Below are 25,596 nucleotides of genomic sequence, written 5' to 3'. Positions count from 1 at the left end.
GTCTATGGGGCCGTTAGGCGTCGACCATGGCGGGGAGCATCGGGCGGTATTTCAATCGCTCCGGCACTGTGTTAAATAAAACGCACATTTTCCCAACATAGAGTCTCTCTGCATTTCAGGAACCATGAGCTAATGCCACTTCGCATCTGCATTCTCGAAACTGACATTCTCCGCCCCGAACTGGTCGAGCAATACAAAGGCTACGGCCTGATGTTCGAGCAGCTGTTCGCCAAGCAGCCGATTGCAGCGGAGTTCAGTGTCTACAACGTGGTGCAGGGGCATTACCCGCCTGAAGACGAGAAATTCGACGCTTACCTGGTAACTGGCAGCAAGGCTGACTCCTTCGGCACCGACCCCTGGATCATCAGACTCAAGGAGTTCCTGCTGGCGCGTTACGAGGCTGGTGACAAGCTGCTGGGCGTGTGCTTCGGCCACCAGCTGCTGGCCCTCTTGCTGGGCGGTCGCACCGAGCGCGCCACCCAGGGCTGGGGCGTGGGGACCCACAGCTACCAGCTGAAGCAGAAGCCGGAATGGATGACCCCCGCACTGGATGACCTGACCCTGCTTATCAGCCACCAGGACCAGGTCACTCGGCTGCCGGAAAACGCTACCCTGCTGGCCTCCAGTGATTTCTGCCCGAATGCCGCCTACACCATCGGTGACCAGGTGCTGTGCTTCCAGGGGCACCCGGAGTTCGTCCATGACTACTCCCGCGCTTTGCTTGACCTGCGCCAGGACTTCCTCGGCGACGAGATCTACAAGCAGGGCGTGAGCAGCCTGGATCGCGACCACCAGGGCGCCGCCGTCGCCGAGTGGATGATGCGTTTCATCGCCCGCGACCGTGCCGCCTGATCCTGGTCGCGGAATAGGGAGGCCCGCCATCAGGCGGGCTTTTTCATGAGGGCTCCGGGCAGCGTGGAAATCCATGCGATGGCTGTCCACCGCCGCGATTCACAGCCACCCGTAGTGCTTGAAGCTGGCGTACAGCGCAGTACAGCCGGTGGCGACGAATCCCAGTACGCCGAAGTAGCCGTAATGCCAGGTCAGCTCCGGCATGTACTGGAAGTTCATGCCGTAGATGCCCGCGATCGCCGTCGGGAAGGCGAGAATGGCCGCCCAGGCGGCGAACTTGCGCTGCACCACGCTCTGGCGCGACGACTCCAGCAACAGGCCGATCTCGATGGCGTGGTCCGCCATCTCCCGCAGGCCGGTCAGGTCTTCCAGCAGCCGTTTGACGTGGATGGAGATATCGCGGAAGTAGGGGCGCATGTGCTTGTCGATGAAGGGGAAGTCCAGGCGCTGCAGCTCCTCGCAGATTTCCCCCATGGGGCCGATGTAGCGGCGTAGGCGCAGCAGGTCGCGGCGCAGGCAATGGATGCGCTCGACATCGGCCTGGCCCAATGGGCGATCCAGCACGTTCTGCTCGATCTCCTCCAGTTCCGAATGGAAGCTGTCCATCAGCGGCCGGTAGTTCTCCATCACGAAGCTGAGCAGCGCGTAGAGGACGAAATCCTCGCCATGCTCGAGCAGCAATGGGCGCGCTTCGCAACGCTGGCGAACCCGGGAGTAGGGCGCGGATTCACCATAGCGAGCGCTGATGATGTAACCCTTGCCGGCGAACAGCTGGGTCTCGATGAACTGCAACTCGTCATCGACCACAATCGGCGAGTAGACCACCAGGAACAGGGCGTCGCCGAAGGTCTCCAGCTTGGGACGGGTGTGGCGGGTCAGCGCATCCTCCAGGGCGAGTTCATGCAGGTCGAACTGCCGTTGCAGGTTGCTCAGCTCCTCCGTTCCGGGGTCATGCAGGCCGATCCAGACGAAATGCCCCGGCTTGCTGGCCCATTGCAGGCCTTCATCGAGGGTTATGTCGGTGACTCTCCGGCCTTTGGCGTATACAGCGGCGGCAACGACTCGACCCATGGTTCAGCGGTTCCTTCATCCGATGGTTGGAAACATGACGCTGAGATTATCGCGCCTGGTTATCTGAGTCTTGCCGATGGATGAGGTTCTGCAATGGCGTGACTAGAGTGCTTGCTCTAAATTGTTCACGCCCCCTCGATCGGAACCAGGAGAACAAGGATGACCGAGGCCTTCGGTTTTTCCGGCGGACGATTCAACTGCCCCTATCGACTCTATCGCTCGGCCATACCGGGGCCGGTGCTGATCCTGCTGCCTGCCCTGGGTGTCGCGGCGCGCAAGTACGAGGCCTTTGCGCTCGGCCTGGTCGCCGCCGGCAACCAGGTGCTGATCGCGGACTGGCCGGGCCAGGCCGAGAGCCAGCCGCGTCCCAACCGCCAACTGGATTATGGCTACCGGGACCTGATCGAGGAGTTCGTGCCCAGCCTGCTGGCTGTCGCCCGCCAGCATTTTCCCCAGGGCCGCAAGGTGCTCCTGGGGCATAGCCTGGGTGGGCATATCGCCACGCTGTTCGCCGCTGCTCATCCGGACGCCGACTTGGCCGTGGTGGGCGTGGCTTGCGGCAATATCCACTACCGCAACTGGCGGGGGCGGCGCCGGTTGCTGACGCCCAGCGCGGCCCTGGCATTCAACCTGTTGACGGCCTTGTTCGGTTACCTGCCGGGCAAGGCTGTCGGCTTTGGCGGCCATGAGGCGCGCAGCCTGATGCGCGACTGGGGGCGAGTGGCCTGGAGCGGAAATTTCCATCACCTTGGATTGAATCTGACCCTGCCACGCCTGAACCCGACGCCGTCTCTTTTCATCGGTGTCCATGGCGACACCTTCGCCCCGGAGGCCTCGACCCGTGGCCTGGCCGCGCTGATCCAGGAGCGGCCTGTCGTCCGCATGCTGCCATCGCCCCGACCGGACTACGAGAATGCCCACAGCGCCTGGCTGCGTTCCCCGGCAGTCATGGTCGAGGCAATTGTCAGCGGTTTGGCGTTGCTCAACTGTCAGTTCGCCACCGGTCAGGCATCCTGAAACCGGCGTTTGGAGGGTGATCCTCGAGAAGAACCAGCAGAGGCCTGTCATGGTGTTAAGGACGAGCGTACTGGCGATGGCAATCTGCTCGGTCTTCAGCTTGTGGTGCGCCCTGTTGCAGGGCAACCTTTGGCTCAGACCAGGTGCTGCTTGTCCATCTCGATGGCCGCGTCCAGGGTTTCCAGGAGCGTCTTGCGTACTTTGAGCTTGGTGTTGCGATGGGCAGTCATGTTGATCTTCTTCAGCTGCAGGGCAGCGGCGCGTGCGGCTTCCTGCAACTGCTCGAGCGGCACCACCTTGTCGAGGAAACCAGCGTCCAGGGCGTCCTGCGGATTGAACATCTCGCCATTGATCACCGAACGGTGGAAAGCGGATTTGCGCAGCCGATCGCGGGCCAGCTCGATGCCGACGTGATGCATGGTCATGCCGATCTGGACTTCGTTCAGGCCGATGTTGAACGGGCCTTCAACGCCGATGCGGTAGTCTGCGGACAGCAGGATGAAGGCACCCTTGGCCACCGCATGGCCTGGGCAAGCAACAATGATGGGGTAGGGGTGCGCCAGCATCCGGCGAGCCAGGGTGGAACCGGCGGCGACCAGGGCAATGGCGTTCTGCGGACCGGAGGTCATCACCTTGAGATCGTATCCGCCGGAAAGAATGCCCGGCTGGCCGGTGATGATCACTATGGCGCGATCCTGCTCCGCGCGATCCAGCGCAGCATTGAAGGCGGAGATCACATCCGGGGAGATGGCATTCACCTTGCCGTTGCTGAGGGTCAGGGTGGCGATGCCGTCTTCGAGTTGGTAGGAGATCAGCTCACTCATGGCGGGTTCCTTGTTAAGAAGTGGACTGACGTTACTCAGCGCTACCGTGGAGGTAAAGGATTGAGACTGACCAGTGAGTCAGCCTCCGCGCCGGCCTCCCGATCCGCAGCCGAAAGCTTTCCCGGAACCCCTGATGGCTACTTGACAGAGGAAGTGGAAACGGGCATGCGAAGGTTTTTCCATAAACGCATGAAATTTATGAAAAAAGTGTTTGCATTCCGGAAAGCACTCCACTAAATTAGCGCACCTCGACGGGGCCAACGCCTCGAAGAGATTCCGGTGAGGTGTCCGAGCGGTTGAAGGAGCACGCCTGGAAAGTGTGTATACGGGAAACCGTATCGAGGGTTCGAATCCCTCCCTCACCGCCACTTTCCGTATAGATAAGCCCCTGATTTCGAAAGAGATCAGGGGCTTTTTCTTTGCCTGCGAAAAAGTGGGTGTCGAAGGTGCTTCCGGGCTACCTGTGTCCAGGTCGTGTATAGTGACCCCATTGCCGTTCAGGCTAGGACTCGTTGGAAAGGTAGCTGTCATGGCTGGTCACGCAGAAAATCACAATGGCGGAAGGGGCGTTGTCTCTCGGGACAAGCGCACTGGTCGTTTTGTGCGCGTCATCGCCAAGAAGAAGGCAGTGAAATCCCAGTCCGCGCCGATCAAGCACCTTTCCGACAGCGAATCGCGTGAGCTGTCAGATGTCTTTGTCGAGTTGCTGACCTCGCGATAGGGCACCTGGTCAAGGATGACGAAGCCAAGGATCGACAGATCTCCCGTCTTCGAAGCAGCCTGGACAAGATCAGACCAGCGATTTCGCTCCTTTCTGGATTCCCTCGTCGACGCATTCGCTGCCTACGTTCAACAGGGCAGCCACGACCATTTTGGCCGCGACGAACCTCTGGATTGGCCCTCCAGTGCTCGCTCAGCAGCGCTCAAGCACATCCATATCATTCCTGTTGACCCTAACCTGAACCCGCGCTTTTTCAGGGGCTGGAAATTGAAGGAGCCGTTTCGGCGTACTTCAGACCGGATGCTGGTTTATGTGAAGGACGACAAAGGCAACTACTGCCTGCTTGCCTACCTTCATGACGATGCCCATACCTTGCTTAGCAAGGCATCCCTTGTTGGTCATCTCGCCGACCTGGCAGAAGAGTGGTACCGACAGAACGACTCGTTTCCAATGAGCTGATTGACCCTCTTTCCTAGATGGCTCGTCCTGGACAAGAATGGCCAATCGCCATGGAAGACAGAGCCGTCCCGGATGCGCACGAACTACGTTCTCATCGACTACGAAAGCGTACAGGTCAAATCCCTGGAACTGCTGCAGCAGCCTCAGTTCAAGATCCGGGTCTTCCTTGGGCCCAACAACACCAAGCTCCCCACTGAGCTTGCAGTGGCCATCCAGCGCTTCGGTGATAGGGCGGGCTACATCCAGTTGGATACGCCCGGCCAGAATGCCCTCGACTTCCACGTTGCCTACTACCTGGGCCGGCTGGCCGTCGAAGAACCGGACGCGTTCTTCCATATTATTTCCCGGGACAAGGGCTTCGATCCGCTGATCAAGCACCTCAAAGGCAAAAGCATCTTCGCTGCCCGCTCTGAAACCATTGAAAGCATGCCTTGCTTCTCGCCGCCCAAGATCGTTTCGCCACCAGCTCCCAAGCTGGAGCCAGTGAAGACGCCCCCTCCTAAAGCAAAGAAGGCGGTCAATGAATCGGACGTTAACCTGGTGATCGCTGACCTGGTCGGCCGCAAGGCGTCCCGGCCGCGGACCATCAAGACGCTGCTCAATACCATTCGCGCCAAGCTGGGCAAGCAAACCGCCGAGGAGATCGAAGACATCTACCTGGTGCTAAAGCAGCGCGGCTATGTGGAAGAGAGAGGAGCCCAGGTCTCTTACAAACTACCCAAGAGCGCATAGAGGATTGAGCTTTAACGCATCCTGCAGATGATCCGGCGAAAGGTGCGCATACCGCATTGTCATGGCCAGCGACGCATGCCCGAGGATCTTCTGCAGCGTCAGGATGTTCCCGCCATTCATGATGAAGTGAGACGCGAAGGTATGCCTCAGGATGTGGCTGGCCTGCCCCAGGGGCACGTTGAGCTCTGATGCCCGCAGCACTCGCCGGAAGGTCTCCATGCAATGCGTAAAACGCCCGTGGCGAGCCAAGTGGGCCTTTAGCGCTTTCTCCAGCTTGGCGCTGATGGGAATGGTCCGGGTGCGCTTTGACTTGGTGTTGGCGAAGGTGACGGTGCCATTGCGCACCAGGGCAGGATCAAGGCCTTCCACCTCGCCCCAGCGTGCGCCAGTTGCAAGGCAAACCCGGGCAATCATCGGCGGGTGAGGGGAGCTGTCTCGTGCGTCCAGGGCCTCCAGCAATGTGCCGATTTCCTTCTGGCTCAGGAATGACAGTGCACGCTCCTGGAGCTTGATTGGCCGCACCCGCTCCAGGGGATTCCGGTACTCGATCTCGCCCAGCTGGTGTAGCTCGTTGAATACCGCCTTCAAGTAGCCCAGCCGGTTATTGAGCGTCTTTCCGGCCACCCGGGGCAACATCCTGGACTCGTCCACCTTCGCCGAGCTCGCCAATCACCTCCAGGGCCTCTTCGAGTACGGCCTGGGCAACTTCATGCTTCTGCACAACAAGCGCTACACCGATCCGCTCTGGACCATCCTGCAGGCCGAAACTCGCTTCGAAACGCCCCTGGAGCGCTTCGTCTACCGCCGCTACTACAAGACCGCCCGGGGCTTCTCGGGAAAGAACATAGAGCTGATGCTGGGCAGCGCCATCACGCTCTTTGCCCGTAACCGCATGGACTTCCCGTCCAGCTGGGCAGCCCTCAAGACGTTGCCGATTTTCCACCTGGTGGAGGAGTACTACCGCGAGAAGGGCAGGTCCACCACCTGGCTCAAGAAGCACCTGGCCAAGAAGCTGGAGGAGAGGTACGTGAGGTATGGGATGGCGGCCTGATCCGTCACCAAAACCAATCGCCCCTTCCATTTGGTAACGTATAGGTTACTATTTGCCCATGTTCAGCGTCGTTGAATACATCCGTGAGGACCAGTCCAGCCCCTACAAGGACTGGTTCGACAGCCTGCACGCCCAGGCTGCAGCCAAGGTGGCCACCGCCAAGATCCGCATGGAGCTGGGCAATACCTCGAACATCAAGTGGTTTGACGGCGTAGGCGAATACCGCATCGATTGGGGACCAGGCTACCGGATCTACCTGGCCCAGGACGGTGACAAGCTGATCGTCCTCTACGGTGGCGGAACCAAGGCCACCCAATCTGCGGACATCAGGAAAGCGAAGGATCTGCATGCGGAGTACAAGGCACGCAAGTCAGCCCTGGCCGGAAGCAAGCCAGGCAAGAAGAGGTGATCGAAATGGCCCTGACCCGAGACTTCAAACAGACCGTTATCGAACGCGTCCAGCGCGACCCCGAATTCGCCAAGGCGCTGCTCGATGAAGCCGCTTCCCTGTTCCTCAATGGCGAACCAGGTGCAGCACGCCTGATCCTCCGTGACCTGGTCAATGCAACCGTCGGCTTCGAAGGCCTGGCCGTAGAGACGGCAAAGCCCAGCAAGAGCCTGCATCGCATGCTGTCCCCCAGCGGCAACCCCAGCATGGACAACCTTGCGGCCATCTTCGATGCGATCCGCCGCAACCTGGGCGTGGCCATCGAGGTACAGGCCGTTGCTGCAGCCTGAGCTGATGCAGAGCAAACGCAGGCCGGTAACGGTAGGCGACATCCTGGAGGAAGAGTTCCTCAAGCCAATGCGGGTAACCCGGGATTGCCTGGCGGAAGCCATGGGTGTGCACTGCCAGCTCGTCAACGAACTCTGCGACAACCACCGTGCAATCACCGTGGACATTGCGCTCATGCTCTCCCGGGTCTTCGGCACCTCGGCCGAGTTCTGGCTTAACCTGCAGCGTCGCATCGACCTCTGGGAGGCTCAGAACTCCCCTGAGCGCAAGGCTCGAATAGAGCGGGCCAGGCCAATCCGGCAGGCTCCGTAAAGCTGTCGAAAAAGTGTCGAAAACGTTGTGGGACAAAGGGCATTAGAGTGCAGGTTACGAAGATAAAGCCCTTAAATATCAATATCTTGTGCTGTGGTGGGCTTTGCTGTGCTGACGCCGGGAGGATTCGAATCCCTCCCTCACCGCCACTTTCCGATTCAAGCAAACCCCTCAAGACGTTGCCGATCTTCCACCTGGTCGAGGAGTACTACCGCGAGAAAGGCAGGTCCACCACCTGGCTTAAGAAGCACCTGGCCAAGAAGCTGGAAGAGCGGTACGTGAGGTATGGGATGGCGGCCTAGGGACCGGTCGGGGCGTGGAGTGGAATGCATTGGGCTTCGCGGGTATAGTTGAGCGCGTAGACGCAATGGCCATAAGGCTTTCTGCGGTGGCACTCGGGCGCATAAGCGACGAGCGCATCGCTCACCCCTGAGGGGGAGGATGTTATGACTAGCACAGCGAAGACCATTACCTCGGGTTCGTCTCAGAATGACGGGACCAGGGTCTCCGTGCGGGTCAAGAAAACGTTCAAGCCTGGTCAAATGGCGTCGAAGCACCGCGTGCCTCATTTCTCCGATGAGGTTTCCAAAGAGATTTCCGACCATTTCGTCCAGGCCTACACATCCAGTTGATGTTAAGGCGCAGGGATGGCGAAAAGCGTTCGGATTGATCAGTCACCTCAGTTTCACAACTATCTACAGCAGGCCCCAGCTGAAATAGCAGGTGTGCTCGCTGGCCTGGTTTCAGCCTTCACCGAGTACGCTGCGGGTGGCTATCGCTCTCACGATGACTTTGGTCGTGACGCACCACTGCACCGGCCTCCCAGCGTTTACCAAGCAGGTTTGCGGCATATCCACTGCATTACCCTGGATGTGCAAGAGCGTCCTTCACTCATGAAGCGCTGGCTTCGCAGCACGTCGTTTCATCGCAAGACGGACCGCATGCTTGTTTACGCAAGGGACGACCAAGGCAACAGCTACCTGCTTGCCTACTTCCACGGTAAAGGCCCTGGGCATTTTCCGGGAACAGCTTTCCAATCGCCGCGCAACCACCGTGGACATCGCGCTCATGCTTTCCCGGGTCTTCGGCACCTCGGCCGAGTTCTGGCTTAACCTGCAGCGTCGCATCGACCTCTGGGAGGCTCAGAACTCCCCTGAGCGCAAGGCTCGAATCGAGCGGGCCAGGCCAATCCGGCAGGCTCCGTAAAGCTGTCGAAAAAGTGTCGAAAACGTTGTGGGACAAAGGGCAGGAAAGTGCAGTTTGTTTGAATAAAGCCCTTAACTATCAACGCGTTGTGCTGTCGTGGGCTTCCCTGTGCTGATATCTGGAGGATTCGAATCCCTCCTCACCGCCACTTTCTTGGGTTTCGGTTTTGGGTCAGATCAGGGCCAAATCGAGCCCTCGGTCTCGGAATTCCGCCAAGTCCCGGGAGAAGGCGGGCCAACGCCCGCCTTATAGTCACGCTTCAGGCTTCTTCGCCTGGCCCTTGGTCCACTGCGACTTCTTGCGATCAGCATTCCACCCCGACTTTCCGGTGGGAACCTCCGTGATCTCGCCGCCCTTCGACAGGAAGGCCCTGGTCTGTTCGTCCAGCTGGGATCGCGTACGGCTTGTTGCTGCATCGGACATGAGAGTCACCTTTGGGTAATGAGCCGTCATTGCGAGCGACTCGCCCGGGACTATACAGACATCCCCTCCATAGCGCCGGGATTACTGACCGGCCGTCCAGAATCAGTTCCAAAATGGCCGAGCAACCAGAAATACCTATCTAATCCCGTCAAACCCTGTATCCTTCGGGCACTGCCTGCTCAGTCTTGCGGCACCGTCTTGATGTTCTGTCCTTTCGATGTTCCATCTCCTCGGCACCCTTCACTTCGCATCCAGTCCTGGCCAGGCTCTTGCCTGACCGCTATTCCTACACCTTGGAGATAACATCATGGCAACTCGCCAAACCGGTACCGTCAAATGGTTCAACTCTGAAAAAGGCTTCGGCTTCATCACTCCTGAGCAGGGTCCGGACGTGTTCGTGCACTTCCGCCAGATCGAGGGAGATGGTTACAAGTCCCTCGACGAAGGTCAGCGTGTGAGCTTCCTCGTCACTGACGGGGCCAAAGGTCCGCAGGCCGAACAGGTTCGCCCCCTGTAACCGTCCGCTCACAGAAAAGCCCCGTCCGTGCGGGGCTTTTTTGTTTCTGCTCTCTCGACCCTTTGTCCGATTTCGAATCGAGAGGAGGCGATAAGCGTTCTTCTGTCCGATAGTGGGAGTTCTACCCATCGACCTCGTCGAGGCCGCCGTGAACAGACGAGATTTCCCAAGGCATGCAGCCTGGATCGAGACCCGCATCAACGGCGACCATGTGCTGGCCTTCGTTGCCATTCAATCCCACGACAGTGGGGCCGAACCTCGCTTCCACCAGGTCTACGGCTCTACGTATTTCGCGCGCCAGTGCGACGCCCTTGAGGCGGCGAAGGATGCATTGAGCAAACTGCTCCACATCGACGAGCAAGGGCAGCCGGTATTCAGCTCGGCCGAGTGTTGATGCCAAAGGCGCGGCGCCTGGTCATCCTGCAATACAGTCGCCGCTCGCATAAAGAATTCTCACGTCTGACCCAAGAGCCCTCGAAACTTCAGTGCCTCCCGTGCGGGACATGCTGACGGGCGTCCTGCCGTGAGCAAAAGCGCCTGCACCAGTGTCTTACCAGCATCTGGCTCGCCCACAAGGCGTTCTTCCCTGTCTCGCTGCTGAGGTCGTGCAATGCGCGTAATGCCTGTTCTGGGTGTATTTCTGTTGTTCTCCGCTATTGCCGGCATGGCCGGTCAGTCCGTTGCTGACGACAAGTGGGAAGACGAGTACTGGGACGGTCCGTGTCGCGTAAAGGAGGTTTCTGACGGCGGCGACTACAAGCTGGAGGTCAAGTGTCCGGATGGGCGCGGCAGGACCTGGCGCCGTGGAGAGTGGAAGGACGAGTACCGGGACGGTCCTTGCCGAGTGAAGATCGAGGCGAAGCGGGACGAGTACAAGAAAGAGGTCGAGTGCAAGGACGATTGACGCCTGCGCACTGCAGCATGACGACATGCGGAGCCTCCTCGGCCTGTTCCTCCGGGCTGAGCCGTAGTCGATCCACTACAAACACCTGGCTGTAATCGCTACACCAGGTTGCTGCAGACGACGATGTTGCGGTTTGCCCGGATTCAATACAGTGGATTACTTGCAGCCCTTATCCCTCGCCAGGCCTGAGATCCTCGGGGTGTGAGCCATTCAATCGAACTCCAGGGGCCATTGTATGAATCTCCCGAATCAACGCACTCAGTCGGTCTTGCAGACCTGGGACTTCCTCATTGGACTGACCCGTGACACCGACCTGCCGGAAGATGTCCGGCAAGAAGTCAGCTGGTTGCTGAGGCGCTACCCGTACTCTTCGCCGGACCTCGCAAACATGGCCAGCACACCTGACGCGAGGGAGCGACGGGCGATGACCGCGCGTACGGGGTTGTGAGCAGCCGAGCGTAGGGAAGTGTGCCGTGACAAGGAATAGGCAGGACGCTTCTGGACTGGCCAGACTCAAGGAGAAGCCGCGTTCAGTGGATGCTGTTCTGTTGAGCCGTAAGTAACGCCGTCTGTTCGGCGAGCCGCCTCAGCGGGATATCAGACACTCGCATTGATGTCGGGTTGGCGGTGCTGATTTGAAATGTAATCATATAACATTAAAATCAGTGCTTGCCTCCCAATGACTCCATCCCCCTCGACCCGCCTTCACTCCATCGATGCCCTGCGTGGACTGGTGATCCTGTTCATGCTGCTGGACCACGTTCGCGAGACCTTCTACCTGCATATGCAGGTGGTGGACCCGATGGATGTCCTGCAGACCGATCCCTGGCTCTTCCTCAGCCGAACCCTGGCGCACCTGTGCGCGCCGGTGTTCATCCTGCTGACTGGCCTGTCGGCTTTCCTCTATGGCGAGAAACAGCAAGGGCGGGTCGCGGTGTCAGGTTTCCTGCTCAAGCGCGGCCTGTTCCTGGTGGCGCTCGAATTCACCCTGGTGAATTTCGCCTGGACCTTCCAACTGCCGCCCAGCGTCATCTACCTGCAGGTGATCTGGGCCATCGGCCTCGGCATGCTGGCGCTTTCCGCGCTGCTCTGGCTGCCGCGCAGGGTGCTCTTCGCCCTGGCGCTGCTGTTGATCGGCGGGCACAACCTGCTGGACAGCCTGCACTTCCCGGGCGAGTCCTGGCTGCACATCCCCTGGGCGGTCCTGCATGACCGGGGCTGGATCGAGCTGTCGGATGGGGTGCGCCTGCGCACCTCCTACCCAGTGCTGCCGTGGATCGGCGTGATTGCCCTCGGCTATGCCATCGGCCCCTGGTTCGCCCGGGGTGGCGATGCGCTGCAACGTCGGCGTCGGTTGATCCTTTGCGGCAGTGGCGCGCTGCTGGCTTTCATGGTCCTGCGCCTGCTCAACGGCTACGGGGAGAAGCCCTGGTTCAGCGGCGATACCAGCCTCCAGACGCTAATGAGCTTCTTCAACATAACCAAGTACCCGCCGTCGCTGCTGTTCCTCGCCCTGACGCTCGGCATCGGCCTGCTTTTGCTGGTGCTCTTCGAGCGACGTGACGAAGGACGGGCCGTGCGCTGGCTGGCCGTGTTCGGTGCGGCGCCGATGTTCTTCTACCTGCTGCATCTCTATGTGCTGAAACTGCTCTACATCGCCTGCCTGGCGATCTGGGGCGCCAACCAGGGGCCGTATTTCGGGTTCGACAATGTGGCGGCCTTGTGGCTGACGACTATGGTTCTGGCCATCGCGCTGTACCAGCCGGTGCACGGCTTCGCCCGGTTGAAGGCGCGGCGGCGGGATATCGCCTGGTTGAAGTATTTCTAGGGAGGACCGCCGTGCCGCCTGGTTTCAGCCGGCGCGCGGGGCTGCGGATTTGATCGATGCAGACGCAAGCATCTGTGCCGTCAGCGCACGGTAGTGCCCGGTTATGTCTTCCCGGGAGAGGCGCCCCCCGTCCTGGTACCAGGAGCAGGCGTGGGTCAGCAGGTTGAAGAGAATATTGGCGTACAGCTTCGGCTCCGGACATTCGAACACCCCCTCGGCAACGCCTTGCCTGATGAGCGCCTGGATCTCGTCCAGGTAGCGCCGGCGGGAGCCTTTGACGGCCTGCAGTTCGGCGCCGCCCAGGCAGCGCAGCTCCAGGTTGCCCAGCAGGCCCAGCTGGCGATTGTCGAGGTGCCGGGTGAGGTGGAAGTCGACGAACGCGGCCCAGGCGGACCTGGCGGGCGCGGTTGCCGGCTTCGCCTCGAGCCAGGCCGCGAGCAGATCGTCGTAGTAGTCCAGGACCAGGCTGGCTAGCAGCTCCTGCTTGCCCTTGTAGTAGAGGTACAGGGTGCTGGCATTGACTCCGGCGTGGGCGGCGAGCCCGCGCAGGGTCATGGCGTCGTATCCCTGCCGGGCGATCAGCTCGATGGCCGCCTGGCGGATGGCCTGTTCGGCGTCGGTGGGCATGGATGGCTCCGGGCGATCAGGCTTCGCAGGCCGCTTCGAAACCATGGAAGCTGGCGAAGGTGCGGACCGGCTCGCGGGGCGTGACGAAGCTGTTCACCGCCGCCTCGGAGTCTTGGTGGCCGAGGGCGATGCCGCAGACCAGGATATGTTCCGGCGGCAGCGGGACATGCTGGCGGACGACCTCGTGGTACCAGGCGAACGCCGCCTGCGGGCAGGTGTGCAGGCCTTTGCCGCGGGCGGCGAGCATGAAGGTCTGGATGAACATGCCCAGGTCCAGGTAGCTGCCGGTGTTGAGGCGCCGGTCGAGGCTGATCAAGAGGCCCACCGGCGCGTCGAAGAAGCTGTAGTTCTGCAGCTCCTGGTCGCGGCGTGCGGCCAGGTCATGGCGGTCGATGCCCAGGGCCTGGTAGAGGCCGAAGCCCACCGCCCGGCGTCGGGTCAGGTAAGGCTCGTGCCATTGGTCCGGGTAGTAGCGGTATTCCGCTTCGGCCGGACTGCCCGCCTGGGCATGCCGGAGGATGGCCTCGCACAGGGCCTGCTTCTTCTCGCCGGTGACCACATGCACCTGCCAGGGCTGGATGTTGCTGCCACTGGGCGCGCGCGCCGCGAGCTCCAGCAATTGCTGGATGGTGTGGCGCGGCACCGGCCAGGGGTGAAAGCGGCGGACGGACTTGCGTGAACGAATGGCGGCGTCGATATGCATGCTGAAGTCTCCCGGGGCGTTACCAGAACTTGAAGGTGTAGCCGATGATAAAGCGGTTCTCGTCGATGTCCGTAGTGTGACTGCCGCGATAGGCCACGTTGCGCCAGCGCAGGTTCATGCCCTTGAGCGGGCCGCTCTGCACCACGTAGGCGATGTCCAGGTCGCGCTCCCATTCCCGCGCGTCCTGCCCGCCGATGTCGAAGTTCTCGCCGGAGACGTAGCGGGTCATCAACGACAGGCCGGGGATGCCCGATGCGGCGAAGTCGTAGTCGTAGCGCAGTTGCCAGGAGTCTTCCCGGGCGCGCAGGAAGTGGTGGTAGGTGACGGTGTTCAGCGTCCAGGGATCGGTGCCGCCGCCGATGAAGGGCGTGCCGGTGTCGCCCTCCTGGTCCTGGTAGGCCAGGCCCAGGGCATGGCCCTTGTACATCAGGGTGAACATGGCGCCGAGATTGCGGTTGTCCACTGTGGTATGGCCCTCGTCCGTGCTGCGGAAGTAGCGGATGTCGGACTTGAGCGTCAGCCCCTCGGCCAGCGGCAGGCCGTGCAGGAGGTTGGCGTAGTGCTGCCGGTAGTTGTCCTTCAACTCCGCCTGGTAGTAGGTGGCCGCCAGGCTGGAGGCGGGCGCCCAGGTGACGCCGGCGTAGTTGAAACGGTCGCTGGCGACGGCGCCCACCGCGCCGTCGGAGAACATGGTCATGTCCTCGTAGTCGCTGGAGTTGCGCAGGCGTGTAGCGCGGAACTGGCCAGCGGTGAGGGTCAGCTTGTCGAGGTCGTTGGAGACGATCTGCGCGCCCTGGAAGGTCTGTGGCAGCAGCCGGGTGTCATTGCGGAAGGCGACGGGCAACGTGGGCGCGTGGGTGCCGACCGTGAGCACGGACTTGCCCAGCCGTGCCTTGGCGGTCGGGCCGAAGAATCCGAATTCGTCGGACACCTCGCCGTCGCGCTGCACCTGCAGGGCGCCGGTGCCGCTGGTGCCGCGCCCGGCGTCGAGCTTGATGCCCAAGAGGCCCAGGCCGTCGACGCCGAATCCCAGGGGGCCTTCGGTGAAGCCGGAGGCGTAGCGCAGCATGAAGCCCTGGGCCCATTCCTCGGACTTGGCCTTGGGTTCGCCGCGAAAGCGCGGGGTGTCCGGTTTGTCGGCGTCGCGGTAGTCGCGGTTCATGTAGAAGTTGCGGGTTTCCAGGCTCAGTTGGCTGTCGGCGAAAAAATCGGCGCTGGCCGCCAGCGGCAGCAGGCCGAGGAGAGTGAGGACGCCAAGTCGGGAGTGAAGTCCGGTATGCATGCTATTTACCTTCTGGTTCTTGTTGTCTGGCACGTCGCGAGGCGGTTCTTCTGGGTTTTTCCTTTTGAATCAATACGATGTCGTGGTGTTATGAGTTCCTTCAGGCAGAACTGGAGCGCCCGATCCGCAGATCAGGTAAACAGATTGACGTAAATGGGCGAGCTACTGGCGGGAGGGGTGAAAGGCCGGGGTCAGTCCCCGGCTGCTTCGTCGCTGTCCGCCGCCTGCCCATGGCCCAGATCGATCAGGGCCAGGTCGTGTTGCAGCTTGTTCAGGTAATGAAGGAAGTTGACGCTGTCGTCGAAGCTGAACCCCTTCAGGCCCTGTTCGTAGAACTGGTAGATCCGCTCCTGCAGGCCGTCCCAGTAGGCGCGTCCCTGCTCGGTCAGCCGCACCAGGCGCGCGCGTCCATCGTCGGGATGGGGTACGCGCAGCACGTGGTTGTCGCGCTCCATGCGCTTGAGCACACCGTCCAGGCTCTGCCGGCTGACGAAGAGGTACTCCGTCAACTGGTTGAAGGAGATGCCCGCTTCGAAGCCGGACCTGGACAGGGCGCCCAGCACCGCCCATTGCACGGTGCTGATGCCCATCTCGTTCTGTACCTGCCGCTGCAGCACGTTGCCGGTCTGGAACAGGCGGAAGAACAGCCGGTTGGGTATGCCCTTGTTCTCGTTCGTGGTCATGTGGATTCCTTGTTGCCCAGCAGCAGTCGGTGGCTGGGACGTCGGCCTGTCCGCCGCGGGCAGACAAGGCGCTATTTCGGTGTGAGTTCCCGCGCGATGATATTTTTCATGATCTGCGCCGTTCCGTCACCGATCTGCAGGCCCAGAACGTCACGCAGACGCTGGGCGAAGGGCAGGTCCTCGCCGTAGCCGGTGTGCCCGTGGGCCAGCAGGCACTGCTTGACCACGTCGAAGGCCAGCTTCGGCGCCCACCATTTGTTCATCGCGGCCTCGGCGTTATGCGGCAGGCCGTTGTCCTTCAGCCACAGCGAGTGGTAGCACTGCAGGCGCGCGGCGTGGACGTAGGTCTGCAGTTCCGCCAGCGGATGGGTCAGGCCCTGGAAGGCCGCCAGTGGCTGGCCGAAGGCCTGGCGCTCGGTCAGCCAGGTCCAGGTTTCGTCGAGGGACTGCTGGGCCAGGGCCAGGCACTGCAGGCCGATCAGCGCGCGGCTGTAGTCGAAGCCCTGCATCACCTGCTTGAAGCCCTTGCCGTCCTCGCCCAGGCGGTGGCTGACGGGCACTTCCACGTTGTCGAAGAAGATCGAGCCACGGCCGATGGCGCGCTCGCCGGCATCATCGAAGCGGGTGGTGCTGATGCCGGGCAGGTCCATGGGCACCAGGAAGGCGCTGATGCCGCTGGCGCGCTGCTCCGGGGTGCCGGTGCGGGCGAAGACCACGGCGACGTCGGCCTGGTCGGCCATGGAGATGGAGGTCTTCTCGCCGTTCAGCACGTAGACATCACCCTTGCGCTCGGCCTTCAGGCGCAGGCTGGCGGCATCGGAGCCGCCGCTGGGCTCGGTCAGGGCGATGCAGACGATCTTGCGTCCGGCGGTGATTTCGTGCAGCCACTCACGGGCGAGTTCGGGGGCGGCGTGCTGGGCGATGATCTGGCCATTGAGCGAGGTCAGTAGCGGGATGTAGCCGACATTGAAGTCGCCCCGGGAAATCTCCTCGATGATCAGGCCGGCCGTGACGCAGTCCAAGCCGCTGCCGCCATACTCTTCCGGCAGCTCGCCGCCCAGCAGGCCCATCTGGCCCATCTGCTCGATGACCGAGCGCTCGATCTCGCCGGCCTGGTCGCGCTTCTTGTAGCCGGGCGCCAGGACCTCGGCGCTGAAGCGGGCAACGCTTTCACGGATGGCGTTCTGGTGTTCGTTGAATGCGAAGTTCATGTCTCTCTCCGGGCCGGTTCGGCGCGAGGCAGTGATGGCCCCGCCCGGGAAGCGTGCGGGCGGGGCAGGCGGTCAGCGGTAGAACTTGCGGAAGTCCGGCTTGCGCTTTTCCTTGAATGCGGCAACGCCTTCCTTGGATTCCTCGGTGTCGTAGTACAGGGACAGCGCCTGCATCCCCAGGCCGCCGATGCCGGCGATGTTCTCGCTGTCGGCGTTGAACGAGCGCTTGGCGATGGACAGGGCGGTGGGGCTCTTCTCGAGGATTTCGTCGCACCACTTCTGCACTTCTTCATCCAGCTGCTCGTGGGGCACCACGGCGTTCACCAGGCCCCATTCCAGCGCCTGCTGGGCGCTGTACTTGCGGCACAGGTACCAGATCTCGCGGGCGCGCTTCTCGCCGATCACCCGCGACAGGTAGGCGGTGCCGAAGCCGGGGTCCACCGAGCCGACCTTCGGCCCGACCTGGCCGAACACGGCCTTGTCGGAGGCGATGGACAGGTCGCAGACCACGTGCAGCACATGGCCGCCGCCGATGGCGAAGCCGTTGACGCGGGCGATCACCGGCTTGGGTACTTCGCGGATCAGGCCCTGCAGCTCTTCCACCGGCAGGCCGATCAGGCCCCGGCCGTCGTACTGGCCTTCATGGGCGCCCTGGTCGCCGCCGGTGCAGAAAGCCTTGTCGCCGGCGCCGGTGAAGACGATGACGCCGATGGCCTTGTTCCAACCGGCGCGGTTGAAGGCGTCGATCAGCTCCATGCAGGTCTGGCCGCGGAAGGCGTTGTAGCGCTCCGGACGGTTGATGGTGATGGTGGCGACGCCGTCTTTCTCTTCGTACAGGATGTCTTCGTAGTTCATGTGCTCTCTCCTGGATTCCTGGGCCGATCAGCCGGCCATGGTCAGTCCGCCGGACACGCTGATGACCTGTCCGGTGATGAAGTCGGCATCGTCGCTGGCCAGCAGGGCGATGATCCCGGGGTAGTCCTCCGGCTGGCCGAGGCGGCGCATCGGCACGGCGTTCCTGAAGGCTTCCAGCAGTTTTTCCGGGTTGTTCGAGGTGGCCGCGACGCTCTTCAGCAGCGCGGTGTCGGTGGGGCCCGGGCAGACCACGTTGAAGTTGACGCCCTTGGTCGCCAGCTCGCGGGCCAGGGTCTTCGACAGGCCGATCAGGCCAGCCTTGCAGGCGGCGTATACGGCCTCGCCCGAGGAACCCACGCGGGCGGCGTCGGAGGCGACGTTGATGACCTTGCCGCCACCGGCTTCGAGCATCTTCGGCAGCACCACGTGGTGCATGTTCAGGGCGCCGGTGAGGTTGATGGCGATCAGCTGTTCCCACTGCTGCGGCTCGGTCTTGAGGAAGGGCAGGAAGCGGTCGAAGCCGGCGTTATTGACCAGCACGGTGGGCGTGCCCAGCTCCTCTTCGATGGCGGCCACGGTGTTGACGATGGCGGCGTAGTCGGTGATGTCGGCGGCGTAGGCGCGGGCCTTGCCGCCTACCTCGCTCACCAGGTCGGCGGTGGCCTGTGCCGCGGCGGCGTCACGGTCCAGTACGGCGACCTTGCAGCCTTCCTCGGCGAAGCGCAGGCACACGGCGCGGCCGATGCCGCCGCCACCGCCGGTCACGATCACGATTTTTCCAGTCAGGCCTTTCATGGGGCAGTCCTCTCGATGGTTCGGGATGGGGAGTCAGGAACGCTTGGCCGGTTCCAGGCGGATGGCCTGGGCCTGCTCGCGCAGCTTGAATTTCTGGATCTTTCCCGAAGGCGTGCGGGGCAGGGCCGGTAGCACTTCGAGGTATTCGGGCAGGTAGTTGCGGGTCAGGCGCTGTTCCAGCAGGAAGCCGGTGACTTCCTCCAGCGACAGGCGGGCCTCGGGGTCGTGCAGGGTGACGTAGGCACAGAGGCGCTCGCCCAGGCGCGGGTCGGGGCAGCCCACCAGGGCGACGGCGGAGATCGCCGGGTGCTTGTAGAGCAGGTTCTCGATTTCCACCACCGGGATGTTCTCGCCGCCACGGATCACCACGTCCTTGGTGCGCCCGGTGATGCGGATGTAGCCCTGCTCGTCCATGCGCGCCAGGTCCCCGGTGGCGAACCAGCCGTCGCGGTCCACGCCGTACAGCTCCGGGCGCTTGAGGTAGCCGACGAAGAGGCTGGCGCCGCGGACCATCAGGTGACCTTCCTGGCCGGTGGGCAGCACGTTGCCCTGGTCGTCCTGCACCTCCACCTCCATGAAGGGCAGGGCGCGGCCGTCGGTATGGATGGAGCGTTCGGCCGGATCGTCCGGGCTGGTCATGGTCACCGCGCCGTTCTCGGTCATGCCCCAGGCGGAGACGATGCGCGCGCTCACCGAGTGGCCGGCCTTTTCCACCAGGGCGCCCGGGATCGGGGCGCCGGCGGCGACGAATACCTTGAGCGAGGCGAGCGCGTCGCGCTGCTGTGGTGCTACTTCCACCAGGTCGGCCAGGAAGGGCGTCGAGGCCATGGTGAAGGTGGGACGTTCGGCCTCGGCGACCTTCGCGGCGAAGTTCGGGTCCCAGGTGTCCTGCAGCACGGCGGAGCCGTGGAGGTAGATGGGCATCATCAGGCCATAGAGGAAACCGGTCTGGTGGGCCATGGGCGAGGCCATGAAGACAATGTCCTCGGCGCCCAGGTGCAGCCGTTCGGCATAGGGTCGGACGTTGCTGAACAGGGTGTTGGAGGTGTGCAGCACACCCTTGGGCTCGCCGGTGGTGCCCGAGGTATAGAGCAGCTGCACCACGTCGTCGCCAGCCGGGCGGCGTTCGGCGAACAGCGCACGGGTATCCAGGCGCTCCTCCCAGGGCTGCTCCAGCAGCACCCGGGCGAAATCGGTGGCGCCGTCGCCACCGTCGATCACCAGCACATGGCGCAGGGCCGGCAGCTCGCCGCGCAGGCCGTCGATCATCGCGGCGTAGTCGAAGCCCCGGAAGCACTGGGGAATCACCAGCACGCGGGTTTCGGCGTGGCCGAGCATGAAGCGCAGCTCGCGCTCACGGAAGATCGGCATCAGCGGGTTGAGCACGGCACCGATGCGAACGCAGGCCAGGTGCAGGGCGCTCATCTGCCACCAGTTGGGCAACTGGCAGGACACCACAGCGCCTTTCTCCACCCCCAGGGCGGCGAGGCCGGCAGCCATCCGGGTCACTACCCGGTCCAGCTCGCCGTAGCTCAGCGCATGGCGCTGGCCGTCGCTGACGCGGTAGGCGACCAGGGCCGCCTTGTCGGCGGCGCGGGCAACGGCCTGGTCCAGATAATCTGTAATGATCATGTCATTCCAAGCGCCGGATTCCAGCATTGATAGGCGCCGCTCAGGCGGCATTTCGGTGCGCATCGTCATGGGTTTTACCCTTCATCGCTATTGTTATTCGTGGTTTCACGTGGATCGTGCTGCGATGGGGCCGACAATACGCGCCTCAAAATTATTATGTCAACATGTTGTCTTTGTTTTTGTCGGTGGATAGACTCGGTCCCAGATCGGCCCAGCCGGGCCTTGCCTGGAAACGGAATCACGCGGAGGACGCGCCATGAGCTACAGCACCATCCTGGTCGAGCGGCATGAGTCGGTAGGGCTCATCACCCTCCATCGCCCGCGGGTACTCAATGCCCTGAACGGGCAACTGATGACGGAGCTGGGCGAGGCGCTGCGCGCCTTCGAGGGCGACCGCGGCATCCGCGCCATGGTCATCACCGGAAGCGACAAGGCGTTCGCCGCCGGCGCGGATATCGCCGAGCTGCGGGACAAGGCCTTCGCCGACGTCTACCTGGAGGATTTCGTGACGGCCAACTGGGAAGAGGTGACGCGCTGCCGCAAGCCGGTGATCGCGGCGGTCCGTGGCCTGGCGCTGGGCGGCGGCTGCGAACTGGCGATGATGTGCGACCTGATCATCGCCGCGGACGACGCACGCTTCGGCCAACCGGAAGTCAAGGTCGGCACCCTGCCGGGGGCCGGCGGCACCCAGCGCCTGACCCGCGCCATCGGCAAGGCCAAGGCCATGGACCTGTGCCTGACCGGGCGCCTGATGGACGCGCAGGAGGCGGAGCGCTGCGGGCTGGTCAGCCGTGTGGTGCCGGCCGGCCGGGTGCTGGACGAGGCGCTGCAGGTGGCGACGCAGATCGCCAGCCTGTCGGAGGTGGCGGTCAAGCTGAACAAGGAGGCGGTGGGCCGCGCCTTCGAAACCAGCCTCGCCGAAGGGGTGCATTTCGAGCGGCGCCTGCTCCACGCGAGCTTCGGCAGCGAGGACCGCAAGGAAGGCATGAGCGCCTTCCTGGAAAAGCGCCGGCCGGTCTGGCGCCACCGCTGATCCACCTTTCGATCCGCACTACAACAACAAGCGCAGGCCGCGAGCCTGCAGGAGCGGCCAGATGTCATCTTTCGTGAGCCTGGCGCGGGAGGGCAGCGTCGCTGTCATCCGCGTCGACAACCCGCCGGTGAATGCACTGTCCCAGCCGGTGCGGGCCGGGCTGCTGCACGCCTTCGTCGAGGCCGGGCAGGACCCCGCCGTCGAACTGATCCTGCTGGTTTGCGCCGGCCGGACCTTTATCGCCGGTGCCGATATCCGCGAGTTCGGCCAGCCGCCCCAGGCGCCGCTGCTGCCCGAGGTCACCCTGGTCATCGAGAACTGCGCCAAGCCGAGCCTGGCGGTGCTGCATGGCTCTGCCCTCGGTGGCGGCCTGGAAGTGGCCATGGCCTGCCATTACCGCATCGCCCGCCGCGACGCCCGCGTCGGCCTGCCGGAGGTGAAGCTGGGGCTCTTGCCCGGCGCCGGTGGCACCCAGCGACTGCCGCGCCTGGCCGGCATCGAGCTGGCGCTGGAAATGATCCTGGGCGGTGATCCCATCACGGCCGATGCGGCATTGCAGCACGGCATAGTCGACGAGCTCTTCGACGGCGAGCCGCTGGCGGCCGGGCTGGCTTGCGCCGTTGAGCTGCTGGCGCGCGGTGCCGGCCCACGGCGCACCGGCCAGGCCGTCGTGCCTGCCCCACAGTACGGCGATCACACCGCTCTGCTGGCGGCCCGGCGCGCCGAGGTTCGCGCCCGGCAACCCGAGGCGTTTTCCCCGCCACGCTGCATCGACGCCATCGAGGCGGCCATAAGCCTGCCGCTGGAGCAGGGCCTGCGCCGCGAGCGCGAGTTGTTCCTGCAATGCCTGGGGTCGCCCCAGCGCGCGGAGCTGGTGGCCCGCTTCTTCGCCGAGCGCGAGGCGGCCAGGACCGGGCGCCCGTCCGCCGACCAGCCGAAGACCCATTGAGGCATCCATCGAGGGTATCCCCATGAATATCGAGTTCACCCCTGCCGAACTGGCATTCCGCGACGAGGTGCGCGACTTCCTCGCCCGCGAACTGCCGGCCGATATCGCCGCCAAGGTCCGGCTGGGCAAGCACCTGTCCCGGGACGACCACCAGCGCTGGCAGAGAATCCTCTCCCGCCGTGGCTGGTACGCCGCGAACTGGCCGGTGGAGCACGGCGGCACCGGCTGGAGCCTGGTGCAGCGCCATATCTTCGAAGAGGAATGCGCCGCCTTCGGTGCGCCGCGACTGGTCTCCTTCGGGGTCAACATGGTGGCGCCGGTGATCATGAAGTTCGGCACCGCCGAGCAGCAGGCGCATTACCTGCCGCGCATCCTTTCCGGCGAGGACTGGTGGTGCCAGGGCTATTCGGAGCCCGGCGCGGGTTCGGACCTGGCCAGCCTGAAGACCCGTGCCGCGCGCGAGGGCGACCACTATGTGGTCAATGGCCAGAAGACCTGGACCACCCTCGGCCAGCACGCCAACCGCATCTTCTGCCTGGTGCGCACCGACCCGGAGGCGCAGCAGCAGCGGGGAATTTCCTTCCTGCTGATGGACATGGACAGCCCCGGCATCAGCGTGCGGCCGATCATCACCCTCGACGGCGATCACGAAGTCAACGAGGTGTTCTTCGACAACGTGAAAGTGCCGGTGGCCAATCGCGTAGGCGAGGAGAACCAGGGCTGGACCTGCGCCAAGTTCCTGCTCACCCACGAGCGCACCGGCCAGGCCGGCATCGCCCATTCCAAGGCGGCCCTGGCTCAGCTCAAGCGCGTGGCTTCGACGGAGAGGCGTGGCGGGCGACCGCTGATCGACGACCCGCTGCTGCGGGTGCAGATCGCCGAAGTGGAAATGCAGTTGATGGCCATCGAGATGAGCACGCTGCGCATCCTGGCGTCGGTCCAGGGCGGCGGGGTGCCGGGCGCGGAAAGCTCGATCCTGAAGATCAAGGGCTCGGAGATCCGCCAGGCCATCAGCCACCTACAGCGCAAGGTGCTGGGGGTGCATGCGCTGCCGTTCCTGGAAGAGGAGCTGGCGCACGCCGAGGTCATCGAGCCCTTGCACGCCGACTACAGCGCCGGCCCGGCCAGCCAGTACTTCAACCTGCGCAAGCTGTCCATCTACGGCGGCTCCAACGAAATCCAGAAGAACATCATCGCCAAGATGATCCTCGAACTCTAAGGAGGCCCCATGGACTTCACTCTCAACGAAGAGCAGCAGATGCTGCAGGACACCGTGGCCCGCCTGGCCCGGGACCGCTACGGATTCGAGCAGCGCGAGGGTTTCTACCGCAGCGAGGCGGGCTTCAGCCGGGACTTTTGGCAACAGCTCGGGGAGCTGGGCATTTGTGCGGTGCCCCTGGCGGAGGAACATGGCGGCCTGGGCGGCGGCGGGGTGGACACCTATCTGGTGATGACGGAGCTGGGGCGCAATCTCTGCCTGGAGCCTTACCTGCATTCCCAGGTCCATGGCGCTGGCCTGCTGCAGCAATTGGGCAGCGACGCCCAACGTGCCGAGCTGCTGCCGCGCGTGGCCGCGGGTGAGCTGCAACTGGCGGTGGCCCTCGAGGAAAGCCAGAGCCATTACCAGTTGCACGATGTGCAGACCCGTGCCGAGCCCTGTGTCGGTGGCTGGCGTTTGACCGGCGCCAAATGCGTGGTGGTCGGTGGGGACAGTGCGGACCTGATTCTGGTGTCGGCGCGCACTTCGGGGGCGGCGCTGGACGAGGCGGGCATCAGCCTGTTCCTGGTGGACCCGACGGCCTCCGGCGTGAAGCGCCGCAGCTACCCCTGCATCGATGGTCCGCGCGCCTGTGAGCTGCGCCTGGATGGCGTGGTGGTCGGCGAGAACCGCCTGCTCGGTGCGCTCGGCAAGGCCCTGCCAGCGCTGCGCTACCAGCAGGGGCGGGCCATCGCTGCCCAGTGCGCCGAAGCCCTCGGCAGCATGCAGGAATCCTTTCGCCTGACCCTGGACTACCTGAAGACCCGCAAGCAGTTCGGTGCTCCCATAGGCAAGTTCCAGGTGCTGCAGCACCGCATGGCCGACATGCGCGGCGAACTGGAACTGGCCACCTCCATGGCCATCCTCGCCGCCTGCGTGGCGGATGACCCGGACAGCGAAGAGCGCAGCCGGCGCCTGGCGGCGGCCAAGTTCATCGTCACCCGTGCCGCCCGTTTCATCGCTGAGCAGGCCATCCAGCTGCACGGCGGCATCGGCATGACCTGGGAGTACAGCCTGTCCCACCACGCCAAGCGCCTGGTGATGCTGAGCCATCAGCTGGGTGACGACGATCACCACCTGCAGGCGTACGCCGAATTGCTCCGTTGCGCCTGAACCCCTATTTCGACCTGACACAGGAAAACAAGATGAAGGTACTGGTCCCGGTAAAACGCGTGGTCGATTACAACGTCAAGGTTCGCGTCAAGGCGGACCACTCCGGCGTCGACCTCGCCAATGTGAAGATGGCGATGAACCCCTTCTGCGAGATTGCCGTGGAAGAGGCGGTCAGGCTGAAAGAAAAAGGCGTGGCGAGTGAAATCGTCGTCGTCACCATCGGCCCGAACACCGCTCAAGAGCAACTGCGCACCGCCCTGGCCCTGGGCGCCGATCGCGCGATCCTGGTGGAATCCAGCGACGAACTGAACTCCCTGGCGGTGGCCAAGCTGCTGAAAGCCGTGGTCGACCAGGAACAGCCGCAGCTGGTGATCCTCGGCAAGCAGGCCATCGACAGCGACAACAACCAGACCGGCCAGATGCTCGGCGCCCTCACCGGCTATGCCCAGGGCACCTTCGCCTCCAAGGTCGAAGTCGCCAGCGACCAGGTCCAGGTCACCCGCGAGATCGACGGCGGCCTGCAGACCGTGGCGCTGAAGCTGCCGGCGATCGTCACCACCGACCTGCGCCTGAACGAGCCGCGCTACGCGTCGCTGCCGAACATCATGAAAGCCAAGAAGAAGCCGCTGGACCTGGTCACCCCGGACGCCCTGGGCGTTGCCACCGCGTCCACCGTATCGATCCTGAAAGTCGAAGCCCCGGCTGCCCGCAGCGCGGGGGTCAAGGTCAAGTCGGTGGCCGAACTGGTCGACAAACTCAAGCACGAAGCGAAGGTGATCTGAGATGGCTGTCCTGGTAATCG

Annotated in this window: 30 protein-coding genes, 1 tRNA gene and 3 pseudogenes; 22 read left to right on the top strand and 12 right to left on the bottom strand. The window is 63.3% G+C overall.

Annotated features, from left to right (window positions below; all coding sequences use genetic code 11):
• Positions 1–132 precede the first annotated feature (132 nt).
• Positions 133–852 (top strand): amidotransferase, encoded by a 720-nt coding sequence (locus ACFPU0_RS10170; protein ID WP_377692825.1) that lies wholly within the window; start codon positions 133–135, stop codon positions 850–852.
• A 99-nt stretch (positions 853–951) separates the two neighbouring features.
• Here ACFPU0_RS10170 and ACFPU0_RS10165 read toward each other — a convergent pair whose 3' ends face one another.
• On the bottom strand, positions 952–1,923 hold the full coding sequence (locus ACFPU0_RS10165; RefSeq protein WP_377692824.1) for a magnesium and cobalt transport protein CorA: 972 nt from the start codon (positions 1,921–1,923) through the stop codon (positions 952–954).
• Between the two features lie 159 nt (positions 1,924–2,082).
• Here ACFPU0_RS10165 and ACFPU0_RS10160 point away from each other — a divergent pair, with 159 nt between their 5' ends.
• Entirely contained in the window at positions 2,083–2,940 is an 858-nt protein-coding gene (locus ACFPU0_RS10160) for an alpha/beta fold hydrolase (RefSeq protein ID WP_377692823.1), read from the top strand.
• A 134-nt stretch (positions 2,941–3,074) separates the two neighbouring features.
• On the opposite strand, the gene ACFPU0_RS10155 is transcribed toward ACFPU0_RS10160, so the two are convergent.
• Entirely contained in the window at positions 3,075–3,764 is a 690-nt protein-coding gene (locus tag ACFPU0_RS10155) for a crotonase/enoyl-CoA hydratase family protein (RefSeq protein ID WP_377692821.1), read from the bottom strand.
• 278 nt (positions 3,765–4,042) lie between these two features.
• Between ACFPU0_RS10155 and ACFPU0_RS10150 the strand changes: the two genes are divergently transcribed.
• The 4 genes from ACFPU0_RS10150 (at position 4,043) to ACFPU0_RS10135 (ending at position 5,676) form a co-directional block, all read left to right on the top strand.
• Positions 4,043–4,132, top strand: a tRNA-Ser gene (locus tag ACFPU0_RS10150).
• Between the two features lie 161 nt (positions 4,133–4,293).
• On the top strand, positions 4,294–4,485 hold the full coding sequence (locus ACFPU0_RS10145) for a hypothetical protein (protein WP_377692820.1): 192 nt from the start codon (positions 4,294–4,296) through the stop codon (positions 4,483–4,485).
• 15 nt (positions 4,486–4,500) lie between these two features.
• The gene (locus tag ACFPU0_RS10140) at positions 4,501–4,944 is read left to right on the top strand and encodes a type II toxin-antitoxin system YafO family toxin (RefSeq protein WP_377692819.1); all 444 of its coding nucleotides are present in this window, start codon (positions 4,501–4,503) and stop codon (positions 4,942–4,944) included.
• Between the two features lie 72 nt (positions 4,945–5,016).
• Positions 5,017–5,676, top strand: coding sequence for a PIN domain-containing protein (locus ACFPU0_RS10135; protein WP_377692818.1), 660 nt, complete (start codon positions 5,017–5,019; stop codon positions 5,674–5,676).
• Here the strand turns inward: ACFPU0_RS10135 and ACFPU0_RS10130 are convergent.
• A pseudogene (locus ACFPU0_RS10130) lies at positions 5,659–6,300 on the bottom strand (tyrosine-type recombinase/integrase); the annotation flags it as partial. The gene ACFPU0_RS10135 and the pseudogene ACFPU0_RS10130 overlap by 18 nt on opposite strands.
• Here ACFPU0_RS10130 and ACFPU0_RS10125 point away from each other — a divergent pair.
• The 6 genes and pseudogenes from ACFPU0_RS10125 (at position 6,281) to ACFPU0_RS10100 (ending at position 8,981) form a co-directional block, all read left to right on the top strand.
• Complete coding sequence (locus ACFPU0_RS10125; RefSeq protein ID WP_377692817.1) at positions 6,281–6,727, top strand: hypothetical protein; 447 nt, start codon at positions 6,281–6,283, stop codon at positions 6,725–6,727. The pseudogene ACFPU0_RS10130 and the gene ACFPU0_RS10125 sit on opposite strands and share 20 nt — an antisense overlap.
• A 58-nt stretch (positions 6,728–6,785) precedes the next feature.
• The gene (locus ACFPU0_RS10120) at positions 6,786–7,136 is read left to right on the top strand and encodes a type II toxin-antitoxin system RelE/ParE family toxin (RefSeq protein ID WP_377692816.1); all 351 of its coding nucleotides are present in this window, start codon (positions 6,786–6,788) and stop codon (positions 7,134–7,136) included.
• Positions 7,137–7,141: 5 nt separating this feature from the next.
• The gene (locus ACFPU0_RS10115) at positions 7,142–7,465 is read left to right on the top strand and encodes a DNA-binding protein (protein WP_377692815.1); all 324 of its coding nucleotides are present in this window, start codon (positions 7,142–7,144) and stop codon (positions 7,463–7,465) included.
• A gap of 4 nt (positions 7,466–7,469) precedes the next feature.
• Complete coding sequence (locus ACFPU0_RS10110; protein ID WP_377692814.1) at positions 7,470–7,775, top strand: HigA family addiction module antitoxin; 306 nt, start codon at positions 7,470–7,472, stop codon at positions 7,773–7,775.
• A 647-nt stretch (positions 7,776–8,422) separates the two neighbouring features.
• A pseudogene (locus ACFPU0_RS10105) lies at positions 8,423–8,749 on the top strand (type II toxin-antitoxin system YafO family toxin); the annotation flags it as partial.
• Complete coding sequence (locus tag ACFPU0_RS10100) at positions 8,721–8,981, top strand: HigA family addiction module antitoxin (RefSeq protein ID WP_377692813.1); 261 nt, start codon at positions 8,721–8,723, stop codon at positions 8,979–8,981. The pseudogene ACFPU0_RS10105 and the gene ACFPU0_RS10100, both read left to right, overlap by 29 nt.
• A gap of 252 nt (positions 8,982–9,233) precedes the next feature.
• On the opposite strand, the gene ACFPU0_RS10095 is transcribed toward ACFPU0_RS10100, so the two are convergent.
• The gene (locus tag ACFPU0_RS10095) at positions 9,234–9,404 is read right to left on the bottom strand and encodes a hypothetical protein (protein WP_377692812.1); all 171 of its coding nucleotides are present in this window, start codon (positions 9,402–9,404) and stop codon (positions 9,234–9,236) included.
• Positions 9,405–9,711: 307 nt separating this feature from the next.
• Between ACFPU0_RS10095 and ACFPU0_RS10090 the strand changes: the two genes are divergently transcribed.
• The 5 genes from ACFPU0_RS10090 to ACFPU0_RS10070 all read left to right on the top strand — a co-directional run bounded on the left by ACFPU0_RS10090 (position 9,712) and on the right by ACFPU0_RS10070 (position 12,653).
• Positions 9,712–9,921 carry a cold-shock protein gene (locus tag ACFPU0_RS10090; protein ID WP_377692811.1) on the top strand — a complete coding sequence of 70 codons (210 nt, stop codon included), beginning with the start codon at positions 9,712–9,714 and terminating at the stop codon, positions 9,919–9,921.
• Between the two features lie 148 nt (positions 9,922–10,069).
• Positions 10,070–10,315, top strand: coding sequence for a hypothetical protein (locus tag ACFPU0_RS10085; protein ID WP_377692810.1), 246 nt, complete (start codon positions 10,070–10,072; stop codon positions 10,313–10,315).
• Between the two features lie 216 nt (positions 10,316–10,531).
• Positions 10,532–10,825 carry a hypothetical protein gene (locus ACFPU0_RS10080; protein WP_377692808.1) on the top strand — a complete coding sequence of 98 codons (294 nt, stop codon included), beginning with the start codon at positions 10,532–10,534 and terminating at the stop codon, positions 10,823–10,825.
• Between the two features lie 235 nt (positions 10,826–11,060).
• On the top strand, positions 11,061–11,273 hold the full coding sequence (locus tag ACFPU0_RS10075; protein WP_377692807.1) for a BPSL0761 family protein: 213 nt from the start codon (positions 11,061–11,063) through the stop codon (positions 11,271–11,273).
• Between the two features lie 231 nt (positions 11,274–11,504).
• A complete protein-coding gene (locus tag ACFPU0_RS10070) occupies positions 11,505–12,653 on the top strand; it encodes a DUF1624 domain-containing protein (protein WP_377692806.1) in 1,149 nt (382 codons plus the stop codon).
• Between the two features lie 24 nt (positions 12,654–12,677).
• Here ACFPU0_RS10070 and ACFPU0_RS10065 read toward each other — a convergent pair whose 3' ends face one another.
• The 8 genes from ACFPU0_RS10065 to ACFPU0_RS10030 form a co-directional block, all read right to left on the bottom strand.
• Complete coding sequence (locus ACFPU0_RS10065) at positions 12,678–13,280, bottom strand: TetR/AcrR family transcriptional regulator (RefSeq protein ID WP_377692805.1); 603 nt, start codon at positions 13,278–13,280, stop codon at positions 12,678–12,680.
• Positions 13,281–13,296: 16 nt separating this feature from the next.
• The gene (locus tag ACFPU0_RS10060) at positions 13,297–13,983 is read right to left on the bottom strand and encodes a nitroreductase (RefSeq protein WP_377692804.1); all 687 of its coding nucleotides are present in this window, start codon (positions 13,981–13,983) and stop codon (positions 13,297–13,299) included.
• Between the two features lie 19 nt (positions 13,984–14,002).
• Positions 14,003–15,265 carry an OprD family porin gene (locus ACFPU0_RS10055; RefSeq protein ID WP_377692803.1) on the bottom strand — a complete coding sequence of 421 codons (1,263 nt, stop codon included), beginning with the start codon at positions 15,263–15,265 and terminating at the stop codon, positions 14,003–14,005.
• Between the two features lie 191 nt (positions 15,266–15,456).
• Positions 15,457–15,948 (bottom strand): MarR family winged helix-turn-helix transcriptional regulator, encoded by a 492-nt coding sequence (locus ACFPU0_RS10050; protein WP_377692802.1) that lies wholly within the window; start codon positions 15,946–15,948, stop codon positions 15,457–15,459.
• A 71-nt stretch (positions 15,949–16,019) separates the two neighbouring features.
• Entirely contained in the window at positions 16,020–17,159 is a 1,140-nt protein-coding gene (aliB, locus tag ACFPU0_RS10045) for a cyclohexanecarboxyl-CoA dehydrogenase (protein WP_377692800.1), read from the bottom strand.
• A 72-nt stretch (positions 17,160–17,231) separates the two neighbouring features.
• On the bottom strand, positions 17,232–18,014 hold the full coding sequence (gene badI / locus ACFPU0_RS10040) for a 2-ketocyclohexanecarboxyl-CoA hydrolase (protein WP_377692799.1): 783 nt from the start codon (positions 18,012–18,014) through the stop codon (positions 17,232–17,234).
• Between the two features lie 27 nt (positions 18,015–18,041).
• Complete coding sequence (locus ACFPU0_RS10035; protein WP_377692798.1) at positions 18,042–18,809, bottom strand: SDR family NAD(P)-dependent oxidoreductase; 768 nt, start codon at positions 18,807–18,809, stop codon at positions 18,042–18,044.
• A gap of 33 nt (positions 18,810–18,842) precedes the next feature.
• Positions 18,843–20,441 (bottom strand): AMP-binding protein, encoded by a 1,599-nt coding sequence (locus ACFPU0_RS10030; protein WP_377692797.1) that lies wholly within the window; start codon positions 20,439–20,441, stop codon positions 18,843–18,845.
• Between the two features lie 256 nt (positions 20,442–20,697).
• Here ACFPU0_RS10030 and ACFPU0_RS10025 point away from each other — a divergent pair, with 256 nt between their 5' ends.
• From ACFPU0_RS10025 to ACFPU0_RS10005, 5 genes and pseudogenes are all read left to right on the top strand, one after another.
• A complete protein-coding gene (locus ACFPU0_RS10025; protein WP_377692796.1) occupies positions 20,698–21,474 on the top strand; it encodes an enoyl-CoA hydratase in 777 nt (258 codons plus the stop codon).
• Between the two features lie 61 nt (positions 21,475–21,535).
• A pseudogene (locus tag ACFPU0_RS10020) lies at positions 21,536–22,384 on the top strand (enoyl-CoA hydratase/isomerase family protein); the annotation flags it as partial.
• Positions 22,385–22,445: 61 nt separating this feature from the next.
• On the top strand, positions 22,446–23,642 hold the full coding sequence (locus tag ACFPU0_RS10015; protein ID WP_377692795.1) for an acyl-CoA dehydrogenase family protein: 1,197 nt from the start codon (positions 22,446–22,448) through the stop codon (positions 23,640–23,642).
• 9 nt (positions 23,643–23,651) lie between these two features.
• Complete coding sequence (locus tag ACFPU0_RS10010) at positions 23,652–24,794, top strand: acyl-CoA dehydrogenase family protein (protein WP_377692794.1); 1,143 nt, start codon at positions 23,652–23,654, stop codon at positions 24,792–24,794.
• A gap of 32 nt (positions 24,795–24,826) precedes the next feature.
• Complete coding sequence (locus ACFPU0_RS10005) at positions 24,827–25,576, top strand: electron transfer flavoprotein subunit beta/FixA family protein (protein ID WP_377692793.1); 750 nt, start codon at positions 24,827–24,829, stop codon at positions 25,574–25,576.
• The last annotated feature ends 20 nt before the right edge of the window (positions 25,577–25,596 follow it).

The sequence above is a fragment of the Pseudomonas sp. GCM10022186 genome (assembly GCF_042656385.1).
In the GTDB taxonomy this organism is placed as follows: domain Bacteria; phylum Pseudomonadota; class Gammaproteobacteria; order Pseudomonadales; family Pseudomonadaceae; genus Metapseudomonas.
This window is presented reverse-complemented; position numbering and strand designations above follow the sequence as displayed.